General features: G+C 70.3%; 16 protein-coding genes. 10 read left to right on the top strand and 6 right to left on the bottom strand.

The features are described from left to right. The first annotated feature begins 146 nt into the window (after positions 1 to 146). From ACFPL3_RS11875 to ACFPL3_RS11865, 3 genes are read left to right on the top strand one after another with little or no spacing between them, the layout of a single operon-like run. A complete protein-coding gene (locus tag ACFPL3_RS11875) occupies positions 147 to 797 on the top strand; it encodes a hypothetical protein (RefSeq protein ID WP_343939871.1) in 651 nt (216 codons plus the stop codon). Then, positions 797 to 2806, top strand: a complete 2010-nt coding sequence (locus ACFPL3_RS11870; protein ID WP_343939869.1) for a flotillin family protein — start codon at positions 797 to 799, stop codon at positions 2804 to 2806. The genes ACFPL3_RS11875 and ACFPL3_RS11870 overlap by 1 nt, the downstream gene beginning before the upstream one ends. Then, positions 2803 to 7731: a DNA repair ATPase gene (locus ACFPL3_RS11865; protein WP_343939867.1), complete on the top strand. Its 4929-nt coding sequence runs from the start codon at positions 2803 to 2805 to the stop codon at positions 7729 to 7731. The genes ACFPL3_RS11870 and ACFPL3_RS11865 overlap by 4 nt, the downstream gene beginning before the upstream one ends. A gap of 194 nt (positions 7732 to 7925) precedes the next feature. Here ACFPL3_RS11865 and ACFPL3_RS11860 read toward each other — a convergent pair whose 3' ends face one another. From ACFPL3_RS11860 to ACFPL3_RS11840, 5 genes are read right to left on the bottom strand one after another with little or no spacing between them, the layout of a single operon-like run. Then, positions 7926 to 8330, bottom strand: a complete 405-nt coding sequence (locus ACFPL3_RS11860) for a hypothetical protein (protein WP_343939865.1) — start codon at positions 8328 to 8330, stop codon at positions 7926 to 7928. Positions 8331 to 8350: 20 nt separating this feature from the next. Continuing rightward, on the bottom strand, positions 8351 to 9328 hold the full coding sequence (locus tag ACFPL3_RS11855) for a hypothetical protein (protein WP_343939863.1): 978 nt from the start codon (positions 9326 to 9328) through the stop codon (positions 8351 to 8353). Continuing rightward, entirely contained in the window at positions 9325 to 11331 is a 2007-nt protein-coding gene (locus ACFPL3_RS11850) for a hypothetical protein (protein ID WP_379588912.1), read from the bottom strand. Before ACFPL3_RS11850 ends, ACFPL3_RS11855 begins: the two co-directional genes overlap by 4 nt. Positions 11332 to 11344: 13 nt before the next feature. Beyond that, positions 11345 to 12151 carry a hypothetical protein gene (locus tag ACFPL3_RS11845; protein ID WP_343939859.1) on the bottom strand — a complete coding sequence of 269 codons (807 nt, stop codon included), beginning with the start codon at positions 12149 to 12151 and terminating at the stop codon, positions 11345 to 11347. 42 nt (positions 12152 to 12193) lie between these two features. Next, positions 12194 to 12904 carry a Crp/Fnr family transcriptional regulator gene (locus ACFPL3_RS11840; protein ID WP_343939857.1) on the bottom strand — a complete coding sequence of 237 codons (711 nt, stop codon included), beginning with the start codon at positions 12902 to 12904 and terminating at the stop codon, positions 12194 to 12196. 215 nt (positions 12905 to 13119) lie between these two features. On the opposite strand from ACFPL3_RS11840, the gene ACFPL3_RS11835 reads away from it, so the two are divergent. The 4 genes from ACFPL3_RS11835 to ACFPL3_RS11820 are packed head-to-tail and all read left to right on the top strand — an operon-like array spanning position 13120 to position 17840. After that, positions 13120 to 14493 (top strand): FAD-dependent oxidoreductase, encoded by a 1374-nt coding sequence (locus ACFPL3_RS11835; RefSeq protein WP_343939855.1) that lies wholly within the window; start codon positions 13120 to 13122, stop codon positions 14491 to 14493. Between the two features lie 37 nt (positions 14494 to 14530). Continuing rightward, positions 14531 to 15880, top strand: coding sequence for an MFS transporter (locus ACFPL3_RS11830; protein ID WP_343939853.1), 1350 nt, complete (start codon positions 14531 to 14533; stop codon positions 15878 to 15880). Positions 15881 to 15901: 21 nt separating this feature from the next. Beyond that, the gene (locus tag ACFPL3_RS11825; protein WP_343939851.1) at positions 15902 to 17074 is read left to right on the top strand and encodes a CaiB/BaiF CoA transferase family protein; all 1173 of its coding nucleotides are present in this window, start codon (positions 15902 to 15904) and stop codon (positions 17072 to 17074) included. Continuing rightward, positions 17067 to 17840 carry an enoyl-CoA hydratase/isomerase family protein gene (locus ACFPL3_RS11820; RefSeq protein ID WP_343939849.1) on the top strand — a complete coding sequence of 258 codons (774 nt, stop codon included), beginning with the start codon at positions 17067 to 17069 and terminating at the stop codon, positions 17838 to 17840. Before ACFPL3_RS11825 ends, ACFPL3_RS11820 begins: the two co-directional genes overlap by 8 nt. 5 nt (positions 17841 to 17845) lie before the next feature. On the opposite strand, the gene ACFPL3_RS11815 is transcribed toward ACFPL3_RS11820, so the two are convergent. Further along, positions 17846 to 18352, bottom strand: coding sequence for a cupin domain-containing protein (locus ACFPL3_RS11815; protein ID WP_343939847.1), 507 nt, complete (start codon positions 18350 to 18352; stop codon positions 17846 to 17848). An 80-nt stretch (positions 18353 to 18432) separates the two neighbouring features. On the opposite strand from ACFPL3_RS11815, the gene ACFPL3_RS11810 reads away from it, so the two are divergent. From ACFPL3_RS11810 to ACFPL3_RS11800, 3 genes are read left to right on the top strand one after another with little or no spacing between them, the layout of a single operon-like run. After that, positions 18433 to 19008, top strand: a complete 576-nt coding sequence (locus ACFPL3_RS11810) for a TetR/AcrR family transcriptional regulator (RefSeq protein WP_343939846.1) — start codon at positions 18433 to 18435, stop codon at positions 19006 to 19008. A gap of 52 nt (positions 19009 to 19060) precedes the next feature. Further along, positions 19061 to 19477: a hypothetical protein gene (locus ACFPL3_RS11805; protein ID WP_343939845.1), complete on the top strand. Its 417-nt coding sequence runs from the start codon at positions 19061 to 19063 to the stop codon at positions 19475 to 19477. Continuing rightward, positions 19447 to 19725, top strand: a complete 279-nt coding sequence (locus tag ACFPL3_RS11800) for a DUF4253 domain-containing protein (protein ID WP_343939843.1) — start codon at positions 19447 to 19449, stop codon at positions 19723 to 19725. The genes ACFPL3_RS11805 and ACFPL3_RS11800 overlap by 31 nt, the downstream gene beginning before the upstream one ends. Positions 19726 to 19733: the final 8 nt, after the last annotated feature.

The raw sequence follows: 19733 nt of genomic DNA, 5'->3' as shown, positions 1-19733 counted from the left end.
GCCCCCAACCTCCTGGCCCCGCGGTGGGTCGGTTCAGTAGAAGCACGGATGATCTCCTGGTGGCAGCGGCGGATGATCGCTGCGCGAGCCGGGGGGCATGGCCGCGTTCGACGGGGGCGGCGGCTGGAGGAGGGGGACGCAGCAGCATGTCGGGGTTCCTGGCCGCCACCGTGACGTTCCCGGCGGTGTTGTTCAGCTTCCTGCTGGTCGTGGTCGTCCTGTACTGGCTGCTCGTGCTGGTCGGTGCCGACTTCGACCTCTTCGACGGCGACGCGGGCGACGGGGCGGGCGGTGGCGTGATCGACTCGCTGGGCCTCGGCGGTGTGCCGCTCATGGTCGCGCTGTCGCTGTGGATCACGCTGTCCTGGTTGCTGGCCATGATCGGCACGATCGTGCTCGGCGAGCTGGCGCTCGACGGTGCGGTCGGCGTGCTTCTCGGCGGGGCGGTGCTCCTCGTCGCCCTGGCCGGCGGCCTCGTCGTCACCAGGCTCGTCGTCGTGCCGATCCGCAGGGCGCTGCCGAGCGCCGTCGAGCCGACGCGCAGCGACTTCGTCGGCCGCATCTGCGTGATCCGGACCGGTCACGTGAGCGAGACGTTCGGCCAGGCGGAGATCACCTCCGCCGACGGTTCGTCGGCGATCGTGCAGGTGCGCAGGCCCGCCGAGATGGAAGGCCGGGGCCTGCTGCGTTCCGGCTCGGAAGCGTTGATCTTCGATTACGACGCCGAGAAAGAGATCTTCTGGGTGGACGTCGCGCCGTCGGCCCAGCCACCGGACCCACCGACCAAGGAACACTGATGGAATCGATCGCACTGTCCACCGGGATCGCACTCGGTGTCGTCCTGCTGATCGTGATCGTGATGCTCATCGCGATCAGCAGGCTGTTCAAGAAGGTCGACCAGGGCCGCGCCCTGATCGTCTCCAAGATGCGCAAGGTCGACGTCACGTTCACCGGCGCAGTCGTGCTGCCGGTGGTGCACCGGGCCGAGTTCATGGACATCTCGGTCAAGACGATCGAGATCGAGCGCACCGGTCACGACGGACTCATCTGCCGCGACAACATCCGCGCCGACATCCGCATCACGTTCTTCGTGCGGGTGAACAAGACCGTCGAGGACGTCATCAAGGTCGCCCAGGCGATCGGCACCGAGCGGGCCAGCGACCAGTCGACGTTGCAGACGCTGTTCGCGGCGAAGTTCTCCGAGGCGTTGAAGACGGTCGGCAAGCACCTCGACTTCGTCGACCTCTACACCAAGCGCGACGAGTTCCGCGACCGGATCATCGCGGTGATCGGCACCGACCTCAACGGCTACAGCCTCGAGGACGCCGCGATCGACTACCTCGAGCAGACGCCGATCGAGTCGCTCGACTCCGACAACATCCTCGACGCGCAGGGCATCCGCAAGATCACCGAGCTCACGGCGCTGGAGCACATCCGCACCAACGAGTACCGGCGCAACGAGGAGAAGGAGATCACCCGCCAGAACGTGGAGGCCCGGGAGGCGATCCTCGAGCTGGAGCGGCAGCAGGCCGACGCGGAGTCCAAGCAGAAGCGCGAGGTCGAGACGGTCCGGGCCCGCGAGGAGGCCGAGACCCTGCGGGTGCAGGCCGAGGAGCGGCTCAAGGCGCAGGCGGCGAACCTGCGCACCGACGAGGCGCTCGGCGTGCAGCAGCAGAACCAGCAGCGTGAGATCGCGGTCGCGGCGAAGAACCGGGAGCGCGTGATCGCGATCGAGTCGGAGCGGATCGAGAAGGACCGGCTGCTGGAGGTCGTGGGGCGCGACCGCGAGGTGGAGCTCGCCGAGATCGCCAAGATCAAGGAGGTCGAGGTCGAGCGCCGGGCCGTCGCCGACGTCGTGCGGGAGCGCGTCGCCGTCGACCGCACGGTCGCCGAGCAGGAGGAGAGCATCAACCGGCTGCGGGTCGTCGAGGAGGCCGAGCGGGAGCGTCAGGCCACGGTGATCCGTGCCGAGGCCGAGGCGCAGGAGAACCTGGTCAAGGACATCAAGGCCGCCGAAGCGGCCGAGGCGGCGGCCGCGCACAAGGCCAAGGAGCGGCTCACGCTGGCCGAGGCCGAGCAGCAGGCCGCCGACCTGGAGGCCCGCGCCAAGATCCGGCTCGCGGAGGGTGTGCAGGCCGAGGCCGCCGCGGCCGGGCTGGCCGAGGTGCAGGTCAGCGAGCGCAGCGCGGAGGCCGTGGAGAAGGTCGGGCGCGCCGAGGCGCTCGTCGAGCGGGAGAAGGCCGCCGTGGCCGCCGACGCGCTGCGGCTCAAGCTGCAGGGCGAGGCCGAGGGCCTGCGCGACAAGGCCGCGGCGATGGCGGAGCTGGACGCCGCGTCCCGCGATCACGAGGAGTTCCGACTGCGGCTGGAGACCGACAAGGAGATCGCGATCGCCAAGATCGACGTCCACCGGCAGATCGCCGAGGCACAGGCCAGCGTGCTGTCGAAGGGCCTCGAGAGCGCCGACATCGACATCGTCGGCGGCGACAGCATGTTCCTCGACAAGCTGATGAGCTCGGTCGCGCTCGGCAAGGGCATCGACGCGATCGTCGACAGCTCCGAGGTCACCCGGGCCATCACCGGCCGCTGGGTGAACGGCGAGGGCAACCTCATGGAGGACATCGGCAAGCTGCTGGCCGGCGCCGGTAGCGAGGAGGTCAAGAACCTCACCCTGTCGGCGTTCCTGCTCAAGATGATCAATCAGGGTGGTCCGGACTCGGCGAAGGCCCAGCAGCTGCACGCGCTCGCGCAGCAGCTCGGCCTGGCCGACACGTCCGTGGCGAGCCTGCCCGTCGCGGCGAAATGACCGCCGGCGTCACCGCCGCGGACGTGGCCGCGCCGGGGGAACCGGCCCGGCTCGACGGGGGCACCTACGAGCTGCTGCGCACGCGGCTCGCCGAGCACGCCGCGGAGCTGGCTCGGCGGGCCGGTGCCCTCAACGAGTGCCGGGTGTCGACGTTCGGGTCCGCGACGCTGGAGCTGCTGGGCACCGAGCGCGTCCGCACGGAGAACAACTGCGTGCCGCGCGACATCGTGTCCGTCGGCGGGCTGATGCTGTTCGGCTACAACGTCTACATCGGTCTCAAACCGGAGACCACGGTGGACGACGTGTTCTCGGTGCACACGTTCGCCCGCGACGGCTCGGCGTTCCGGTTCGACGCCGCCGCGGGCGGGCGGGAGGCGCTGCTCGGCGACGCGCAGTTCCAGCGCGACTTCACCGAGCTGTACCGCTATTACAAGGACACCCGCCTGCTGCAGCTGCGCAAGGTGGAGGGCTCGCTGCTCGCGGTGTTCCAGACGGGACGGCGTACCGGCGACATCAAGGTGCTCCGCTGGAGCGTCACGCCGGACGGCGCGGTGTCCTACGTGGACAACCGCGGCGAGCGCGAGCACGTGTTCCCGCCCTCGCACGACTTCACCTGGACCGAGGCCACCCGCGACGACCAGGTGCTCGGCCGGCACCCGCACCTGTCGATCCTGGGCCAGGTGTTCGTCGAGACGCTTGGCGGCACGCTCACCGTCAAGGTGGAGAACAACACCGAGACCGGCGAGGGGATCTACTCGGAGCCGGTCGACGAGCCGCTGCAGAGCCTCGCCGACGCCGACGTGTCGTACGCGCAGGTGGGGCCGATGATCCTGCTGCGGATCCGGCCGTACAACGAGGAGCGGTACCGGTACCTGGTGTTCAACACCCGCACGAAGGAGGTCGTGCGCGCCGACGGGATCGGGCAGGCCTGCCAGCGCCTGCCCGAGGACCAGGGGCTGATCTTCCCCGGCGGCTACTACCTGGCCACCGGGGTGAGCCGGTCGTTCGACACCGCGGTGGACGACCTCGAGTTCGAGCGGGTGATCCGCTCGCCCAACGGCGAGGACGTGCTGTACGTCTTCCACGCCCGCGCCGAGGGTTTCTACCTGCTGCTGCCCTACAACGTGATCCGCAAGGAGGTGGCCAACCCCCTCCCGTGCCACGGCTACTCGCTGTTCGACGACGGCACGATGGTGATGTTCCGGGCGGCGTCGGACGAGCCGACGCGGGTCCACGCCATGCAGGTCTGGCAGACGCCCTACCAGTCCGACCTCTACGCGGCGGCCCAGCCTGCCGGCACGGGGCCCCTCGAGCGCATCGGCAACGCCGACCTCGTGCGCGGCATCTCCGACTGTCTGTCGGTGGCGCGCATGGTCGACGAGATGGCGCCCGCCGTCCCCGTGTTCGAGGCGCTGATCGCGGCGTGCCGGCGCGCGTTCGACGCGTTCCACTGGCTCGGCGAGCAGGAGCTCGGCGACCTGCGCACCCCGCTCGCCGACCTGCAGAACACCGCCGAGCAGGTGCTCGACGAGTTCGAGAAGGTCACCGAGCTCACCGCGCAGGCCACCGCGGCCGTCGACGAGGCGGCCGAGCAGGTGGGCGGGCTGGTGCGCACGAGCCGCGGGCTGGCGCCGCGCACCGCCGACGGCTGGGTCACGCTGCTGGCCGACCTGCGCAAGGCCCAGGGCCACCTGGTCACCGTGCGGGAGATGCGCTACGCCGACCGGGCCCGCATCGACGGCCTCGACGCCGACCTGCGCGAGGCGCTGGACGACGCGGGCAGGCGGGCCGTCGAGTTCCTCAGCGGCGACGACGCGTTCGACACCTACCACGCCGACATCGACAAGCTGATCGCCGACGCCGGCGGGATCGCCACCGTGGCGGAGGCCGAACCGATCCGCGAGCGGCTGGCCGCCCAGACCGGCGGGCTGCAGGTCGTCACGGACGTCGTCGGGTCCCTCGGCATCGCCGACGCGACCGTCCGCACCGCCATCCTGGAACGGGTCGGGGAGGTGCTCGCCGGCGTCAACCGGGCCCGCGCCACCGTCGAGGGCAGGCGGTCCGAGCTGCTCGCCGCCGAGGGCCGGGCCGAGTTCGCCGCCGAGTTCGCTCTGCTCGGGCAGGCGATCACCGGGGCGCTCGCGGCCGCGAACACCCCCGAGGCCTGCGACGAGCAGCTCGGCAGGCTGCTGCTGCAGGTGGAGAACCTGGAGTCGCGGTTCGCCGAGTTCGACGACTTCCTCGGCGAGCTCGCCACCAAGCGGGAGGACGTCTACGAGGCGTTCTCGTCGCGCAAGCAGGCGCTGCTCGACGAGCGCGCCCGGCGGGCCGACCGGCTGGTGGCCTCGGCCGAGCGGATCCTGTCGAGCGTGCGCCGCCGGGTCACCGGGCTCGGCTCGCTCGACGAGGTCAACACCTACTTCGCGTCCGACCCGATGGTCGCGAAGCTGCGCAGCGTCGCCGAGGAGTTGCGCGGGATCGGCGACCAGGTCCGGGCCGAGGAGCTCGACGGCCGGATCACCGCGGCCCGCCAGGAGGCGGGGCGCGCCCTGCGCGACCGGCTCGACCTGTACGGGGCGGACGGCGAGACCATCCGCCTCGGCAGTCACGTCTTCGCCGTGAACACCCAGGCCGTGGACCTCACCCTCGTGCCGCACGAGGGCGCCATGGCGTTCTCGATCACCGGCACGGACTACCGCGCCCCCGTCCGCGACGAGGCGTTCGCACGCACCGCGCCGTTCTGGGACCAGCTCGTGGTGTCCGAGACCGCCGACGTCTACCGCGCGGAGCACCTCGCCACCTCGATCCTCGCCGCGGCCGAGGCGAAGGGCGGGCTCGACGCCCTGCACGACGCCGCCGTCACCGGCGGCGGGTTGCTGGCCGTCGTCCGCGCCGAGATCGCGAACCGCTACGACGAGGGCTACGAGCGCGGCGTGCACGACCACGACGCCGCCGCGATCCTCGAGGTCCTCGTGCGGTTGCACGCCGGGGCGGGCCTGCTGCGCTACCCGGGCGCCGAGCGCGCCGCGGCGCAGCTGTTCTGGGCGTTCGGCGCCGACGACGCGGCGCGCAAGAGCTGGACGATCCGCGCGGCGTCGCTGGCACGCGCCCGGGCCGCGTTCGGGCGGTCGGCGGCGGTCGACGCGATGTGCGCGGAGCTCGCCCACGCGATCGAGGCCTTCTCGCTGGGGGATGCGGACCCGGCGCTCGCGGGGGAGTACCTGTTCGAGGAGCTCGCCACCGGGAGCCCGGAGTTCGTCACGGCCGCGGGGGCCCGCACGCTCCAGGAGCGGTTCCACCGCGCGCTCGGCGGGGTCGACGCCGAGTCGCGGCGGAAGTTCGACGAGGACGTGCGCGCGCTGCGCGGGGACCTGCCGGCCCAGTACCAGCTGGTCCACGCCTGGCTGTCGGCCTACGTCACCACGGGCGGTGGTGAGTTCGCCGCCGACCTGGCCGAGGCCATCACGCTCGAGCTGTGCGGCACCGCCGTGACGCGGAGCGACTCGTCGGCGTCGCTCACCGCCACGGTGGACGGGCTGCTCGGCAGCCACCCGCGCCTGCAGGGCCGCACGCTGCACGTCCGGCTCGACGAGGTGCTGACCCGGTGCCGACGGTTCCGCGAGGAGCGCGTGCCCGGTTTCCGCGAGTACCAGAAGCAGCGGATCGCGCTGGTCGAGGCCGAGCGGGCGCGGCTGCGCCTGCCGGAGTACCAGCCGAAGGTGATGAGCGGGTTCGTGCGCAACCACCTGCTCGACGAGGTGTACCTGCCGCTGATCGGCGCCAACCTCGCCCGGCAGCTCGGCGCCGCGGGCGACGCCAAGCGCACGGACCAGTCCGGCCTGCTGCTGCTCATCTCCCCGCCCGGCTACGGCAAGACCACGCTCATGGAGTACGTCGCGAGCCGGCTCGGCCTGGTGTTCGTGAAGGTCAACGGGCCCGCGCTGGGCCACGCGGTCACCTCCGTGGACCCGGCGGAAGCCCCGAACGCCACAGCCCGCCAGGAGATCGAGAAGATCAACTTCGCGTTGGAGATGGGCAGCAACGTGCTGCTCTACCTCGACGACATCCAGCACACCTCACCCGAGCTGCTGCAGAAGTTCATCTCGCTCTGCGACGCGCAGCGCCGGATGGAGGGCGTGTGGGACGGCCGCACCCGCACCTACGACCTGCGGGGCAAGCGGTTCGCCGTGTGCATGGCCGGCAACCCGTACACCGAGGAGGGCAAGCGGTTCCGGGTGCCGGACATGCTCGCCAACCGCGCCGACGTCTGGAACCTCGGCGACGTGCTGTCCGGCAAGGACGAGCTGTTCGCGCTCAGCTACGTCGAGAACGCGCTCACGTCCAACCCGGTGCTCACCCCGCTGGCCATGCGCGACCGGTCCGACATCCGGCTGCTCGTGCGGCTCGCCCGCGGCGACGACGGCGTCCGCCCCGACCAGCTCAGCCACCCCTACTCGGCGGCCGAGCTCGACGAGGTGCTGTCCGTGCTGCGCAAGATGCTGCGCGTGCAACAGGTGGTGCTGGGCAACAACAAGGCCTACATCGCCTCCGCGGCCACGGCCGACGCGAGCCGCGCCGAGCCGCCGTTCCTGCTCCAGGGCTCCTACCGCAACATGAACAAGCTGACCGAGCGCATCGTCCCCGCCATGAACGCCGACGAGCTCGAGGCCGTGATCGACGACCACTACGTCGGCGAGGCCCAGACCTTCGCCTCCGGGGCCGAGGCCAACCTGCTCAAGCTCGCCGAACTGCGCGGGCGGCTCACACCCGAGCAGGCACAGCGGTGGACCGAGGTCAAGCAGGCGTTCCTGCGCGACCAGGCCCTCGGCGGGGCGGAGGACGACCCGATGTCCCGCGCGGTCGGGGCGGTGGGGCTCCTCGCCGACCGGGTGGGGGAGATCCGGGAGGCGATCGAGGGGCGGTGACGCCTTCCCGCCGGTCATGATCGGCAGGATCGGGGTATGTGCTGCACGGGTGCGGCTCATGTCCCGATCCGCTGATCTTGACCACTTCCCGGACGCGGCGGGTTCCGCGGAACCCGGCCGGGACCCTGCCGGATGTGTCTCCGTCGACCCGGCTCCGCTGCAGGCGGGCGTTCGGCGGAACGACGGCTGGCTGCTCAGCGGGGCCACGTGATCGTGGTGTCCCGCCCCGACTGGATGCTCACCCCGCCGCGGACCTTCGCGGTCTGGGAGATGGTGCCGACTTCCGATCTGTCGGACGGCTGGTGCGTGTCGACGAGCTCGCGCACCGCCGCGAGCAGCTCCGGGTCTGAGCGGAGCCGGGTGCGCAGGGTTCCGCGCCACTCGGCTTCGAGCTCGGCAGCTTGTCGTGCGCGGTCGGCCGGCTCGGCAGAGGCGATGGCATCAGCCGATTCGTCCAGCTCGCCGGCCACCACCGCTTCCTCGTCCGGCACACCACGGCCCAGGACACGGGACCAGCGATCCCGGATGGCCTCCCACGCGCCGGTTCCGATCGCTCTGATGATCGCTGTGGCCGCGGCCGTCGCGACGGTGCGGACCAAGTCGTCGTCCATGTGTCCTCTCATGCGGGGGAGATGCGGTCGGGTGGTGGCAGGCGTGGACCGTCGTCCTTCGGCTCCGCCCGTCCGTTGCGGTGTGCGTGTGCGAGCTCGACCGGGAGGCGCTTGCCGGTCAGCTGTGCGAAGAGCTCTTCGGCGAGATGCCGCCGGTCGATCAGTGCTCGCTTGCCGGAGTCGGTGTCGAGCCACTTCTCGACCTGGTCCACCAGGTGTTGTGTGCGGTCAGCCCGCGCCTGGAAGGCGCGGTCGGCAGCGCGCAAGGTGTTCGTCTCCTGCCGGGCGATCGCTGCCGCCTGTGCGCGCTCCGCCGAGGTCAGCAGCTTCTCCGTGTGTGCCACGCGGTCGAGCTCGTACCGCTCGCGCAGCGCCTCGACCTCCCGAGCCCAAATCGTGTCACGTACTTCGGCATAATGATGACGCAGCTCGCCCGGCGTGTGCAGGTACACGCCTTCGAGCGTGATTCTCACTCCTTCCATGATGGGAGGATCATTCTTGTAAACGTGTCTGACCAATCCGGGCGCCATTGTGCGAGCGGTCTCGATCTTTTCGGTCGAGAACCGGTGCTGTATCTCGAGAAGAACCTTGTTGAGGCGGAACTGGGTGTCGAGGTGCTGCTGAAGGTCAACCGGACCGCGCTTGGCCGCCTCGACGGGGTTGTCGACCTTGCAGCCGAACAGCGCTGTGACCACGAGATCGTCCGGCGGCTCCTTACCGGGTATCCACGCGGTGGTGGTGATCTGGCGGTACCGGGTGTTGACCATGCACGCCCACTTGGCGTTGACAAAATACGGCTCCGTGCCGCGGAGGTCGTCCGGATCGGCGCACTCGGTGTAACGTTCCGAGTTCGTTGCGAACACGTAGACGCATCCGGGCATCAGTGCGGGCAGTAGCGCGGGGTCGCGCCACGGCCGTCGGAACCAGCGGCGCTCGGGCGGCAGCAACGGACGTTCGTCCACCACTGGGAACGACTCAGGAGTCATACAGCGATCTCCGTGCGGAACATCGTCGGCATCCACGCCGTCGGAAGCGCCAGGTCTCGACACATCCACTCCCACTCCTGTCGGGTGACGCGACTAGCTATTGATCTACCGAGCTTGATGAAGGCATCGGACTGGCCGACGGAATGCAACGCGCCGTGTGCCACGCGGAGCACGTCCAGTCCCGCAACGCGGTGTGGCCACGTGCGCAACACCTGCGCCCAGAGGCTCCCGAGAAGGTCGATGTGATCGGGAAGGGAGCGGAGTGCGTGCAGCGTCAGGGACGTGTCAGGGGTGACGTCGGCGGACAGCAGTGCAGTCACGGTGCTGATCGCTTGACTGACGCTCTTGTCCCGGTACGCCTGACCGAGCAGCTGTTGCTCCAGTTGCCAGTTGACGATGGAGAGCGTGAGTCGCAGCATGTCGGTGTCGTGCGCGGTGACTCGGATGAACGCGACGAACTGGATCCGTGCGAGGCGTGCGACGATCATGTCTCCGAGGCAGAGGTACCAGAGGCGGCTGAGCGCCTCGACGGGCCGCTGCAGGCCGAGTGCCTGGCTGAAGGCCATCGCTGCCACGATCTTTTCTCTCCGACTTCTGGATGACCACACGATGGCGATCCGAAGGGCAAAGTCGGCGTTGTTGTCGCGGCACATCGCGGACAACGCAGCAGCCGCCGCCCAACGCGGTGGCAACTCCTTCTCGATGGCCCAGGCGTCCAGTACCGCTCGGGCTCCGGCGGCGTCGACCCGAGCGAAGGTCGCCATCCCCTCAGCGAGGGAAGTTTCGTCGCGGACGTGCATCTTCCTCGGCCGCTCCGTCAGCCATGAGTGGACCGGACCCCAAAGCTCTCGTCCGTAGTGCTGGCGCAATCGCGTCAGGAGGTGTGCCGACTCCACGGTGTCGGCGAGCTTCACGGTTCGTTCCAGGCGATCAAGAGGAGGCTCGCGGGAAACGACCCACGTGGCGCGGTCCGACCGCGATTGGACGATGCAATCCTTGTAGTCGCGGCTCCAGCGCGTTCGCTGTGCATGCTGGTCGACGTGCTCGCGAAGCTGATCGAGGTGCATCTCGTAGTAGCGTTCGGAGGCGCCAGGAAGGAATGATGCAGCGATCAGCGGAAGAAGCTCGTAGGATTCTGGGTGCTGGAGTATCAGACTGTTGACCGTTTGCTGGTCGCCGTTTTCGAAGTGCTCCGATACGGTGTGGGGTCCGGATTCTTCCAGTAGGGTGAGGAAAGTTGCCATTTCGGCTGGTCGGCGCTTTGAGGCAACGCTCCTCAAGTTTTCGACCGTATCGTCGTCATAGTCGTGCGTCTGACGTCGAAGATATGCGTCCAGCACTTTCGAGCATTCGATTCGGCCGAGGTCGACGGCGTGCGAAGGGAAGAAGTCTGCTGGAGAGTTGCTCGTCGCGACCAGTACAGCGCCGGCAGACGTGAGGTGGGCGGAAAGCTCGTCGAGCCGGAACCGAAGCCGTTCGGACGAGATTCCGCCCGTGACGAGGTCGGGGAGGACATACCGCCTATTCGGCTTCAATGTGAGGTGGAGCAACTCCTCGATCGTGGTCCGGGGGAGGAGTTCGGTCACGGGCTCCAGGTGGTCGACGTCGGGTGGCGCCGCCAGGGTGAGCAGGGCCAGTGCTCCGCAGCGCCGACCCGTCCCTTGCGTGCCGCACAAGATGAGGAGCCGTCGACGCTGCAGCTTCGCGGAAGCCTCCACGTAGGAGGCAGGGGGGACGAAATAGGTGAGCTCAGCATGGACGTCGTCGTCGCTGAGGAGGCGAGCTGGGATGCGGACGTTGGCGCCGGCCGAGGCGTTCGGTGCCAGGTACAGGACGGTGTTCCCATAATTGATGAACTGCTTCGCGTAGCGCAGGACTTCTTCGAATTCCGGCTCCGGATCGCCGTCATCGGATCGTTTCGGGTTCGACTGAACGCGTTGCTCGTCCTCGCTGTGCGGCTCGTCGGCCTGCTTCGCCTCGATCGGCTCGCCCTCGCCGGGCACCTGCTCTCGATGATCAGTCATTCCTCGGTCCGAGGTACAGGTTGTTCACGGGCGAGTTGGTGTTGTTGCTGCCGGTGACCCTGCTGTTCGAGCCGACGACAAAATTGTTCGAGCCCGATACGTTCCCCGTCGTGTCCCGACCCGATTGCATGACGGAAGAGTTCTCCGCCGTTGCCTGTTGGCTCACAGGCTGATCAGCAGCGTCGTCCAGATCGTCGTCGACCTCGTCCGGGATGAGATCGGGGTGGACCCTGGGAATCATGATCCACGCCGCCAAGCCGGTTCGAGGGACCGTGACCTGCTTGAACTGTGCGGGATCGAGAGCCGTGTGACCCTGCTGTACGAGGTCCCGGTAGATCTCCGGGGACAGCGCAACGACGATCCGTGCCTCCGGGATGCTTCGCAGTGCCTCACGCACAGCGGGCGCGTTGACGATCCGCGCGGCGTCGCACGGCCCCCATCCGGCAAATCCCTTCGCTGCCGGCGTCACCATGCCGTGGTTGATCGCCAGCCGGGCCCGGAGCAGTAGCCCTTCGCGTTCGTGCAGCATGCGGAACTGCGTGTCGAGCTCCGTGGGGAAGGTTCCGACTGCGAGTGATTCGTCCTCCCCGAGCGGGAGCACCGCGAACTCGCCGTCGCCCGCGTCCTGCAGTTGCCACGTGGTTCGCTGGAGTCCCGTCGTGGCGGCTGCGGTATCAAGGGCCTCGGCAAGTCCGCGTTGCGCCGCCTTCTGTGTCAGGGCGCCGAACGTGCTGTAGCCCTCCAGGTCGACCGTGATGCAGGTCCGGCGGACGAGAGCCGGTTCCGACGAGTCGTTCATGCGGCGATCGTCGCCGGGATGTGGGTCCGGGACTCCGGAAAACTACGGGTTGTCGCGTTCCCAGTTCGCGAACTCGACCAAGCCGGCCAAGTCGACGACCAGGACGGCGCGGTACCGGCGCTCGATGTACCCGTGGCGTGCCAGGTTGCGCAGTGCGTTCTCGGCGGTGTTGAGGGCCATCCCGACGATCGAGGCGATGTCACGCTGGCTGAGCTCGACGCGGATGGGCTGCCCGTTACCGGTGCCGATCTCCTGGGCGAGATCCGCGAGGACGCGCGCCACGCGTGCTGCCGCACGCCGTGACACGAAGTCGACCCGCCGCTGGTTCGCCCACTCGAGCCGTTGCGCTTGTGTCCGTACCAGCTCCCATGCCGCCGGCGGGTGGGTCGTCAGGACCTTCGTCAGGGCGGTCGCTGTGATCACGCCGGCCAGGACGTCGGTCATCGCGACCACCGTCGCGCTGCGGGGTTCGCCGGTGAGCGCTGCGAGTTCGCCGACGATGTCGCCACGCCGTCGGACGGCCAACATGGCGTCGACGCCGCTGCTGTCGATGACGTGCACCGCCACGTTGCCGTCGAGGATGAGATAGGCATGTCGGTCGGTCGCGCCCTGATGCAGGAGCGTCTCGGTCGGTGCGAAGCGGCGGGGCCGGGTCTGGGCGAGCAAGGCGTCGCGTGCATCGGTCGGCAGTCGGGCCAAGAGGCTGCCAGTGGGCCACGACCGGTTGGTTCGTCGCGCTCCGACGTCGTCCACTGCAGCCCCAAGTCGACCAGTCGCGGTGCCCCACCCTGACACACTCGATCTGCGCGGCGGGGTCGTTTCAGGAGATCCACGCGGGATCGACGCGACCGTCGACTCCCCGCTGCGTTCCGCGGAACCTGGCGAGAGCGCCGCGTCGCGGTCCTCGGGGTCACCGCTCAACCCAGCGCCCCTTGCCGGGACCCGTATCGGCGATGTAGAACCGATATATGAGTGATGCGCGACCGGTCGACGAGTTTCCGGGATGGCGGCTGACCAACGCGGGCGGCGACGGCCTGCCCGTCCTGCACGACGTCGACGTCGTGGTGGTCGGTGGTGGTGCCGCCGGGGTCGCGGCGGCGACGGTCGCGGCCGAGTCGGGCCTGTCCGTCGTGCTGGTCGAGAAGTACGGGTTCTGCGGGGGCGCGGCCGTCGCGGGCCTGTCCGGCACGATCTGCGGGTCCTACCTCGCCGCGGACGCCGACGAGGGCCGCAGTCGCGTGGTCGAGGGCTTCACGGGGCGGTTCCGCGAGCTGCTTCTCGAGCGGGGTGGCCTCACCGAGCCCCAGCTGTACGGCAAGACGTTCACGGAGGCGCACGACCCGCTCGTGTGGCGCGAGGTCGCCGACCACCTGCTCACGACGGCCGGCGTCACGGTGCTGCTGCACACCACCGTCGTCGGCGTCCTGCTGGACGCGGACGGCACGCACCACGGCGTCGTCGTCGAGTCGACGGCCGGCCGCTCCACGATCCGCGCGGCCCGCACCATCGACGCGTCCGGTGACGCGGCGGTCGTCGCGCGGGCCGGGCACCGCACGGTCTTCGGCGCGGACGGTTCCATCCAGAACCCCACGATGTTCTTCCGGCTCGGCGGCGTCGACATGACCGAGTTCGACCGGGCGTGGGGGCGCGACACGATCTGCGCGCCGTGGGTGTCGGAGGCGATCGTCGCCGCGCGGGACGAGGGGCTGGACCTCCCGCGTTCCAAGATCTGGATCTTCCGCACCACCCACGCGCAGGAGCTCCTGGTGAACGCCACCCGCCTGACCGCGCGCGACGGGCGGATGCTCAACGTCGTCGACCCCGCCGACTTCACCGAGGCCGAGATCCTCGGCCGCGCGCAGGTCCGGGACTACGCCGCGTTCCTGCGCGCCCACGTCCCCGGCTGCGCCGACGCCCACGTCGTCGACACCGGCGTGGAGGCGGGTATCCGCCAGACCCGCTCCATCGTCGGCGCGGAGACCCTGCGCAACGACGACGTCCTCGGCTGCCGCAAGCGCCCCGACGGGGTCGTGCGCTCACCCTGGCCGATCGAGCTGCACAGCGGCGACCGCCCGCGCCTGGAGTGGCTGCTCGGCGACGTCTACGAGGTCCCCTACCTCGCCCTCGTCCCCGCGACCGGCGAGAACGTCATCACCGCGGGCCGCTGCCTGTCGGCCGAGCACGAGGCGCTGGCGTCGGCCCGCGTCACGGCGCAGTGCTTCGAGTACGGCCACGCCGCGGCCGTCGCCACGTCGCTGTCGCTGCGCAAGTCCGCCGGCTACCGCGAGATCGACGGCGCCGACGTCCGCGCCGTGATGCGCGAGCACGGCAGCGCTCTCTGAACCTTCCTCATTCCCGGCACAGGCGAAGGAGCCTTCCGTGAGTCGTCCCCCTTCCCCGGCGAAGCTGCGCAAGGTCATCGCCGCCTCCATGGCGGGCACCGTGGCCGAGTGGTACGAGTTCCTGCTCTACTCCGCGGCGTCCGCGCTGGTCTTCGGTGCGCTGTTCTTCCCCGGCACCGGCAACCCGCTCGACGGGGTCATCAACGCGCTGCTCGTCTACGCGGTCGGCTTCGTCGCCCGCCCGCTGGGCGGCATGGTGTTCGGCTACTTCGGCGACCGCTACGGGCGCAAGAAGTTGCTGCAGGTGAGCCTGCTGCTGGTCGGCGCCGCCACGTTCCTCATCGGCTGCCTGCCCGGCTTCGACGCGATCGGCTACGGCGCCCCGGCGCTGCTGGTGCTGCTGCGCTTCGTGCAGGGGTTCGCGGTGGGCGGCGAGTGGGGCGGGGCCGTGCTGCTGGTGGGCGAGCACAGCCCGGCGGAGCGGCGCGCGTTCTGGTCGAGCTGGCCGCAGGCCGGGCTGCCGGTCGGCAACCTGCTGGCCACGGTGGTGCTGCTGTCGCTGGCGTTCACGCTGCCCGAGGACGCGTTCCTCGCGTGGGGCTGGCGGGTGGCGTTCTGGGCGTCGGCGGTGATCGTCCTGATCGGCTACTACATCCGCACCCAGGTCGAGGAAGCCCCGATCTTCCTGCAGGCCGTGGAGAAGGCGAAGACGCGGGCCGTGGAGAACGCGGGCGTCTTCGAGGTGGTGCGCCGCTACCCGCGGGGCATCCTCGTGGCGATGGGCGCCCGGGTGGCCGAGAACATCCTCTACCAGGTGGTCGTCACGTTCTCGATCACGTACCTGTCGATCAAGGTGGGCAGCGAGACCACCGACATCCTGCTGCTGCTCGTGATCGTCCACGCGATCCACTTCGCGATCGTGCCGTTCTTCGGCCACCTCGCCGACCGCCTCGGGCGCAGGCCCGTCTTCCTCGCGGGCTCGGTGCTGATGTGCGGATGGGGATTCGTCGGCTTTCCGCTGATGGACACCGGCAGCGACGTGCTGATCGTGGTCGCGCTCGTGCTCGGCGTGGTCGTGCACGCCCTGATGTACGCGCCGCAGCCGGCGATGATGGCCGAGATGTTCCCGACCCGGATGCGGTACTCCGGTGTCTCCTTCGGCTACCAGATGACCTCGATCTTCGCCGGGTCGCTCGCGCCGTTCATCACCGCGTCGCTGCTGCGGGCCTACGACTCGTCCGCGCCGATCGCGGTCTACCTGCTGGTCGCCGCCGTCATCTCGACGGTCGCGGTGGCGTTCGCGCGCGAGACGAAGGGCATCTCGCTCGAGAGCGTCGACCTCGCCGACGACGCGCGCCGGCCCGCCGCCGTCCCCACCCACCAGTAGCCTCCGGAAGGGAGAACGGCCGTGCTCTCGGGCGTGTCCGTCGTCAGCTTCACCCACTTCCTGCAGGGCCCCTCGGCCACGCAGATCCTCGCCGACCTCGGCGCCGACGTGGTCAAGGTCGAGCCGGCCGGCGGCGCGTTCGAACGCAGCTGGTCGGGCCCGGACGCCTACCTCGACGGCGAGAGCGTCTTCTTCCTGCTGGGCAACCGCAACGCGCGCAGCCTCGCCATCGACCTGAAGGCGCCCGAGTCGATCGAGCTGCTGCGCAAGCTGCTCGCCGACGCCGACGTCCTGGTCGAGAGCTTCCGCCCGGGCACGATGGACCGCCTCGGCCTCGGCTACGAGTCGCTGAAGGAGATCAACCCGCGGCTCGTGTACTGCTCGCTCTCGGGCTACGGCTCCGACGGCCCGTACAGGGACCGCCCGGGCCAGGACGTGCTCATCCAGTCGCTGTCCGGGCTCGCGCACGCCACCGGCGGCGGCGACACCCCGCCCACGCCCGTCGGCGCCTCGGTCGTCGACCAGCACGCCGCCGTGCTCGGCGCGCTCGGCATCCTCGCAGCGCTGCACGGGCGGCAGCGGACCGGGCGCGGCTGCCTGGTGGAGAGCAACCTGCTCAGCGCCGCCCTCGACCTGCAGATCGAGCCGCTCGCCTACTTCCTCAACGGGTTCCGCGGTGAGCGCAGCCCGTCGCGGATCTCGTCGATGTACTACAAGGCGCCCTACGGGGTCTTCCCCACCGCTGACGGGCACATCTGCGTCTCCATCACGACCCCGCCCGTGCTCGCGGCGGTGCTCGACGACCCGTGGTTCGCGACCGTCGCCGACGACGAGGTGCTCGCTCGCCGTGAGGAGATCAACGAGCGGGTGGCGGGCCACCTCGCCCAGCGCACCACCAAGGAGTGGGAGGACCTGTTCACCGAGCGCAAGGTGTGGTTCGCGCCGGTGAACGACTACGCAGCGGTCGTCGACGACCCGCAGGTGTGCCACAACGGGTCGGTGCTGCGCTTCGAGCACCCCGCCGCGGGGGAGGTCGCCGTGCTCGGGCACCCCGTCCGCTACGACGGCGAGCGCCCCGGGCTGCGCTCCCTGCCGCCCGCGCTGGGCGAGCACACGCGTGAGGTCCTCGCCGGGCTGGACCTCACCCCCGAGCAGATCGACGCGCTGGTGGAGCGGGGAGTCGTCCGTGGCTGAGGAACCGGCCGTCTGCGCGGAGCGGCACGGCGCCGTCGAGATGCTCGTGCTCGACCGCCCGCGCAAGCTCAACGCCTTCGATCTCGCGATGCTCACCGAGCTCGACGCCCACCTGGCGCGGGTGGCCGCCGACCGGGACGTCCGCGCCGCCGTGCTGACGGGAGGTTCGCGGGCCTTCTCCGCGGGCGCGGACATCCGCGGCTACGTCGACGCGTCAGCCGTGGAGCTCCGCCGGATCGCCGAGACCGCCGGAGCCGTCTGCCACCGCCTTGCCGCCCTGCCGATGCCGACGATCGCGGCGGTGCGCGGGCTCGCGCTCGGCGGCGGGTTCGAGGTGGTGCTGGCCTGCGACCTGGTCGTCGCCGCCGAGGACGCTTCTTTCGGCCTCCCCGAGACCGAGCTGGGCCTGATCCCCGGCTGGGGCGGCACCCAGCGCCTCACGCGGTTGATCGGCGTGCACCGGGCGCTCGAGCTGATCCTGACGGCGGGCAGGCTGGACGCGGCGGAGGCGCACCGGCTCGGCGTGGTCAACCGGATCCGGCCGGCCGCCGACGTCGTGCCCGACGCGCTGGCCTGGGCCGAGGAGCTCACCCACCGCGCCCCGCACGCCCTGGCCGCGGCGAAGACCGCGGTGCGGGCCGCCGGCACCGAGTCGGGGTTCACGGTGGAGCGGGAGTTGCTGCTCGGCCTCTACGCCACGGCCGATGGTGCCGAAGGCGTGCGGGCGTTCGCGGAGAAGCGGAAAGCCGTGTTCGGCGGCCGGTGAGGTGGTCAGCTGCCGAGATACTGCGCCGGCATGTCGTCGCCCAGGGCGAGGGGAGGACCGAGGAGCGTCTGGCCGGTCGCGGCGGCGGCCTCGGCGAGCCGGGACATGTCCACCGCCCAGCCCTCGGGCTTCGGGTCGGCCAGGTCCCAGCCGGCGGCGCGGATGAACTCCTCGAACCCGGCCGGATTGCAGATCGTGAGGAGTTCGGCCTCGTCGGAGGTCAGCACGTAGGCGTGCGGGAGCCCGCGCGGCAGGAACGCCGTGTCACCGGACTTCAGGTCCCACCGCTGGTCACCGGCCCAGAACGTGCCGCTGCCGGACAGCAGCAGGATCGTCTCGTCCTCGTTCGCGTGCACGTGGACCGGCGACGCCGCGGCGCCCCGCATGGTCTGGCGGATCACGGCCAACCGCCCGCCGGTGGCATTCGCGTCGAGGGCGATGCGCTGGACGCCTCCGCCGATCCACTCGATCTGCTTCTCGGTACCGGCCCGGGTCACGTGCGCCAGCGTCATCCCGATCTCCTCCTGATGCGACTTCGTCTCATCAGCTTACGCTGACGAGACGCAGTCGCATCGCTGTGTAGGGTGGAGGCATGCCACGGTGGCAGCCGAACGCGCGGGAGCGGTTGGAGCGGGCCGCGCTCGAGCTATTCGCGGAGCAGGGGTACGACGACACGACGGCCGATCAGATCGCCGCGGCCGCCGGGCTGAACCGGAGCACGTTCTTCCGGCACTTCCGAGACAAGCGCGAGGTCCTCTTCGGTGGGCGGGACACCCTCGCCGCGCGGCTCGCGGAGAGCATCGAGAACGCGCCGGCGTCGCTCACCGTGCTGGAGGCCATCGAGGCGGCGTTCGCGCACGTCGCCACTGACACCTTCGCCGCGGAGCGCCGGGATCTTGCACCGCGGAGGTTGGCCATCGTCGCCTCGAACCCCGAGTTCCGGGAACGCGAACTGCTCAAGCGCCACGACATCACCACCGCTGTGGCCGCCGCGCTCCGAGCCCGCGGTGTCAACGAGCCCGCCGCGACGGTGGCGGCCGAACTCGCGACCCTCACGTTCTCCCGGGCCGTCGCCGAGTGGGCCGAGCCCGGTGGTGCCGAGGAGTTCCCGGCCATCGCCGGCCGGGTGTTGCGCGAGCTGCACGCCGCTGCGGCGACGCTCCGATAGCCAGGCGGTGAGCGGTGGAACCGTGGGTGGGCCGCCGTCGTCAGTGCAGGCCATGGACTTCTCGAACCCCGCAACGTGGCCCATCGACCCCGGCTACCGCCGCCTCCTGACCGACGCCGCCACCGGCCGCTGCCCGGTGTGGGTGTACGGCGACCGGACGGACCCGCCCGTCGTTCCCGCGGCGACCGTGGCCGAACTCGACACCCGCGGCGCGCTCGACGTGCTGTCCGAGAACTGGCCCGGGGGCGGTTGCGCGTGCTGCAACGAGCGCCTCGACCCCTTCCGCGACGGCTTCCCCGGCCTGCTGGAAAGGCCACCCGTCGACCCGGAGGAGGCGGTGGCGCACGCCGCGCGCGCCGTCGCGGGAACGCCCAACCCGGGCGTCCCGATCTCGTCGACGCCCGCCGCCCGGCTGACGTGCCGGCGCTCATCGGGTGCATGGGCTCGTGGCAGGACGACGTCGGCATGAGCGCGGTGCTGCGGAGCTGGGAGACCCGGTTCGGCGCCCTGCTCTACCGCCTCAACAGCTCGACGCTCGAACTCGCGGTGGCGGCACCGCCGGTGACGCAGGACGAGTGCCTGCACGTCGCGGCCGAGCACACCGCGTTCTGCTGGGATGCGTTCGAGACCTACACCGGGCAGATGAGCACCGACACCTTGCGGCGGTACGCCCAGCGGCTCCGGGGCGCATCCCGGTGGCGGTTCTGGTGGGACTGATCTGTGCC

This window comes from Pseudonocardia zijingensis (genome assembly GCF_042657305.1).
Lineage (GTDB): Bacteria > Actinomycetota > Actinomycetes > Mycobacteriales > Pseudonocardiaceae > Pseudonocardia > Pseudonocardia zijingensis.
The sequence above is the reverse complement of the archived record's forward strand: the minus strand, read 5'-3'. Positions and strand labels throughout refer to the sequence as shown.

Coding starts and splice junctions, on each gene's coding strand:
- ACFPL3_RS11845 (WP_343939859.1), bottom strand. CDS start 12,151: ATGAACGACTCGTCGGAACCGGCTCTCGTCCGCCGGACCTGCATCACG.
- ACFPL3_RS11870 (WP_343939869.1), top strand. CDS start 797: ATGGAATCGATCGCACTGTCCACCGGGATCGCACTCGGTGTCGTCCTG.
- ACFPL3_RS11855 (WP_343939863.1), bottom strand. CDS start 9,328: ATGACTCCTGAGTCGTTCCCAGTGGTGGACGAACGTCCGTTGCTGCCG.
- ACFPL3_RS11815 (WP_343939847.1), bottom strand. CDS start 18,352: ATGACGCTGGCGCACGTGACCCGGGCCGGTACCGAGAAGCAGATCGAG.
- ACFPL3_RS11805 (WP_343939845.1), top strand. CDS start 19,061: ATGGACTTCTCGAACCCCGCAACGTGGCCCATCGACCCCGGCTACCGC.
- ACFPL3_RS11865 (WP_343939867.1), top strand. CDS start 2,803: ATGACCGCCGGCGTCACCGCCGCGGACGTGGCCGCGCCGGGGGAACCG.
- ACFPL3_RS11800 (WP_343939843.1), top strand. CDS start 19,447: ATGGGCTCGTGGCAGGACGACGTCGGCATGAGCGCGGTGCTGCGGAGC.
- ACFPL3_RS11835 (WP_343939855.1), top strand. CDS start 13,120: ATGAGTGATGCGCGACCGGTCGACGAGTTTCCGGGATGGCGGCTGACC.
- ACFPL3_RS11875 (WP_343939871.1), top strand. CDS start 147: ATGTCGGGGTTCCTGGCCGCCACCGTGACGTTCCCGGCGGTGTTGTTC.
- ACFPL3_RS11810 (WP_343939846.1), top strand. CDS start 18,433: ATGCCACGGTGGCAGCCGAACGCGCGGGAGCGGTTGGAGCGGGCCGCG.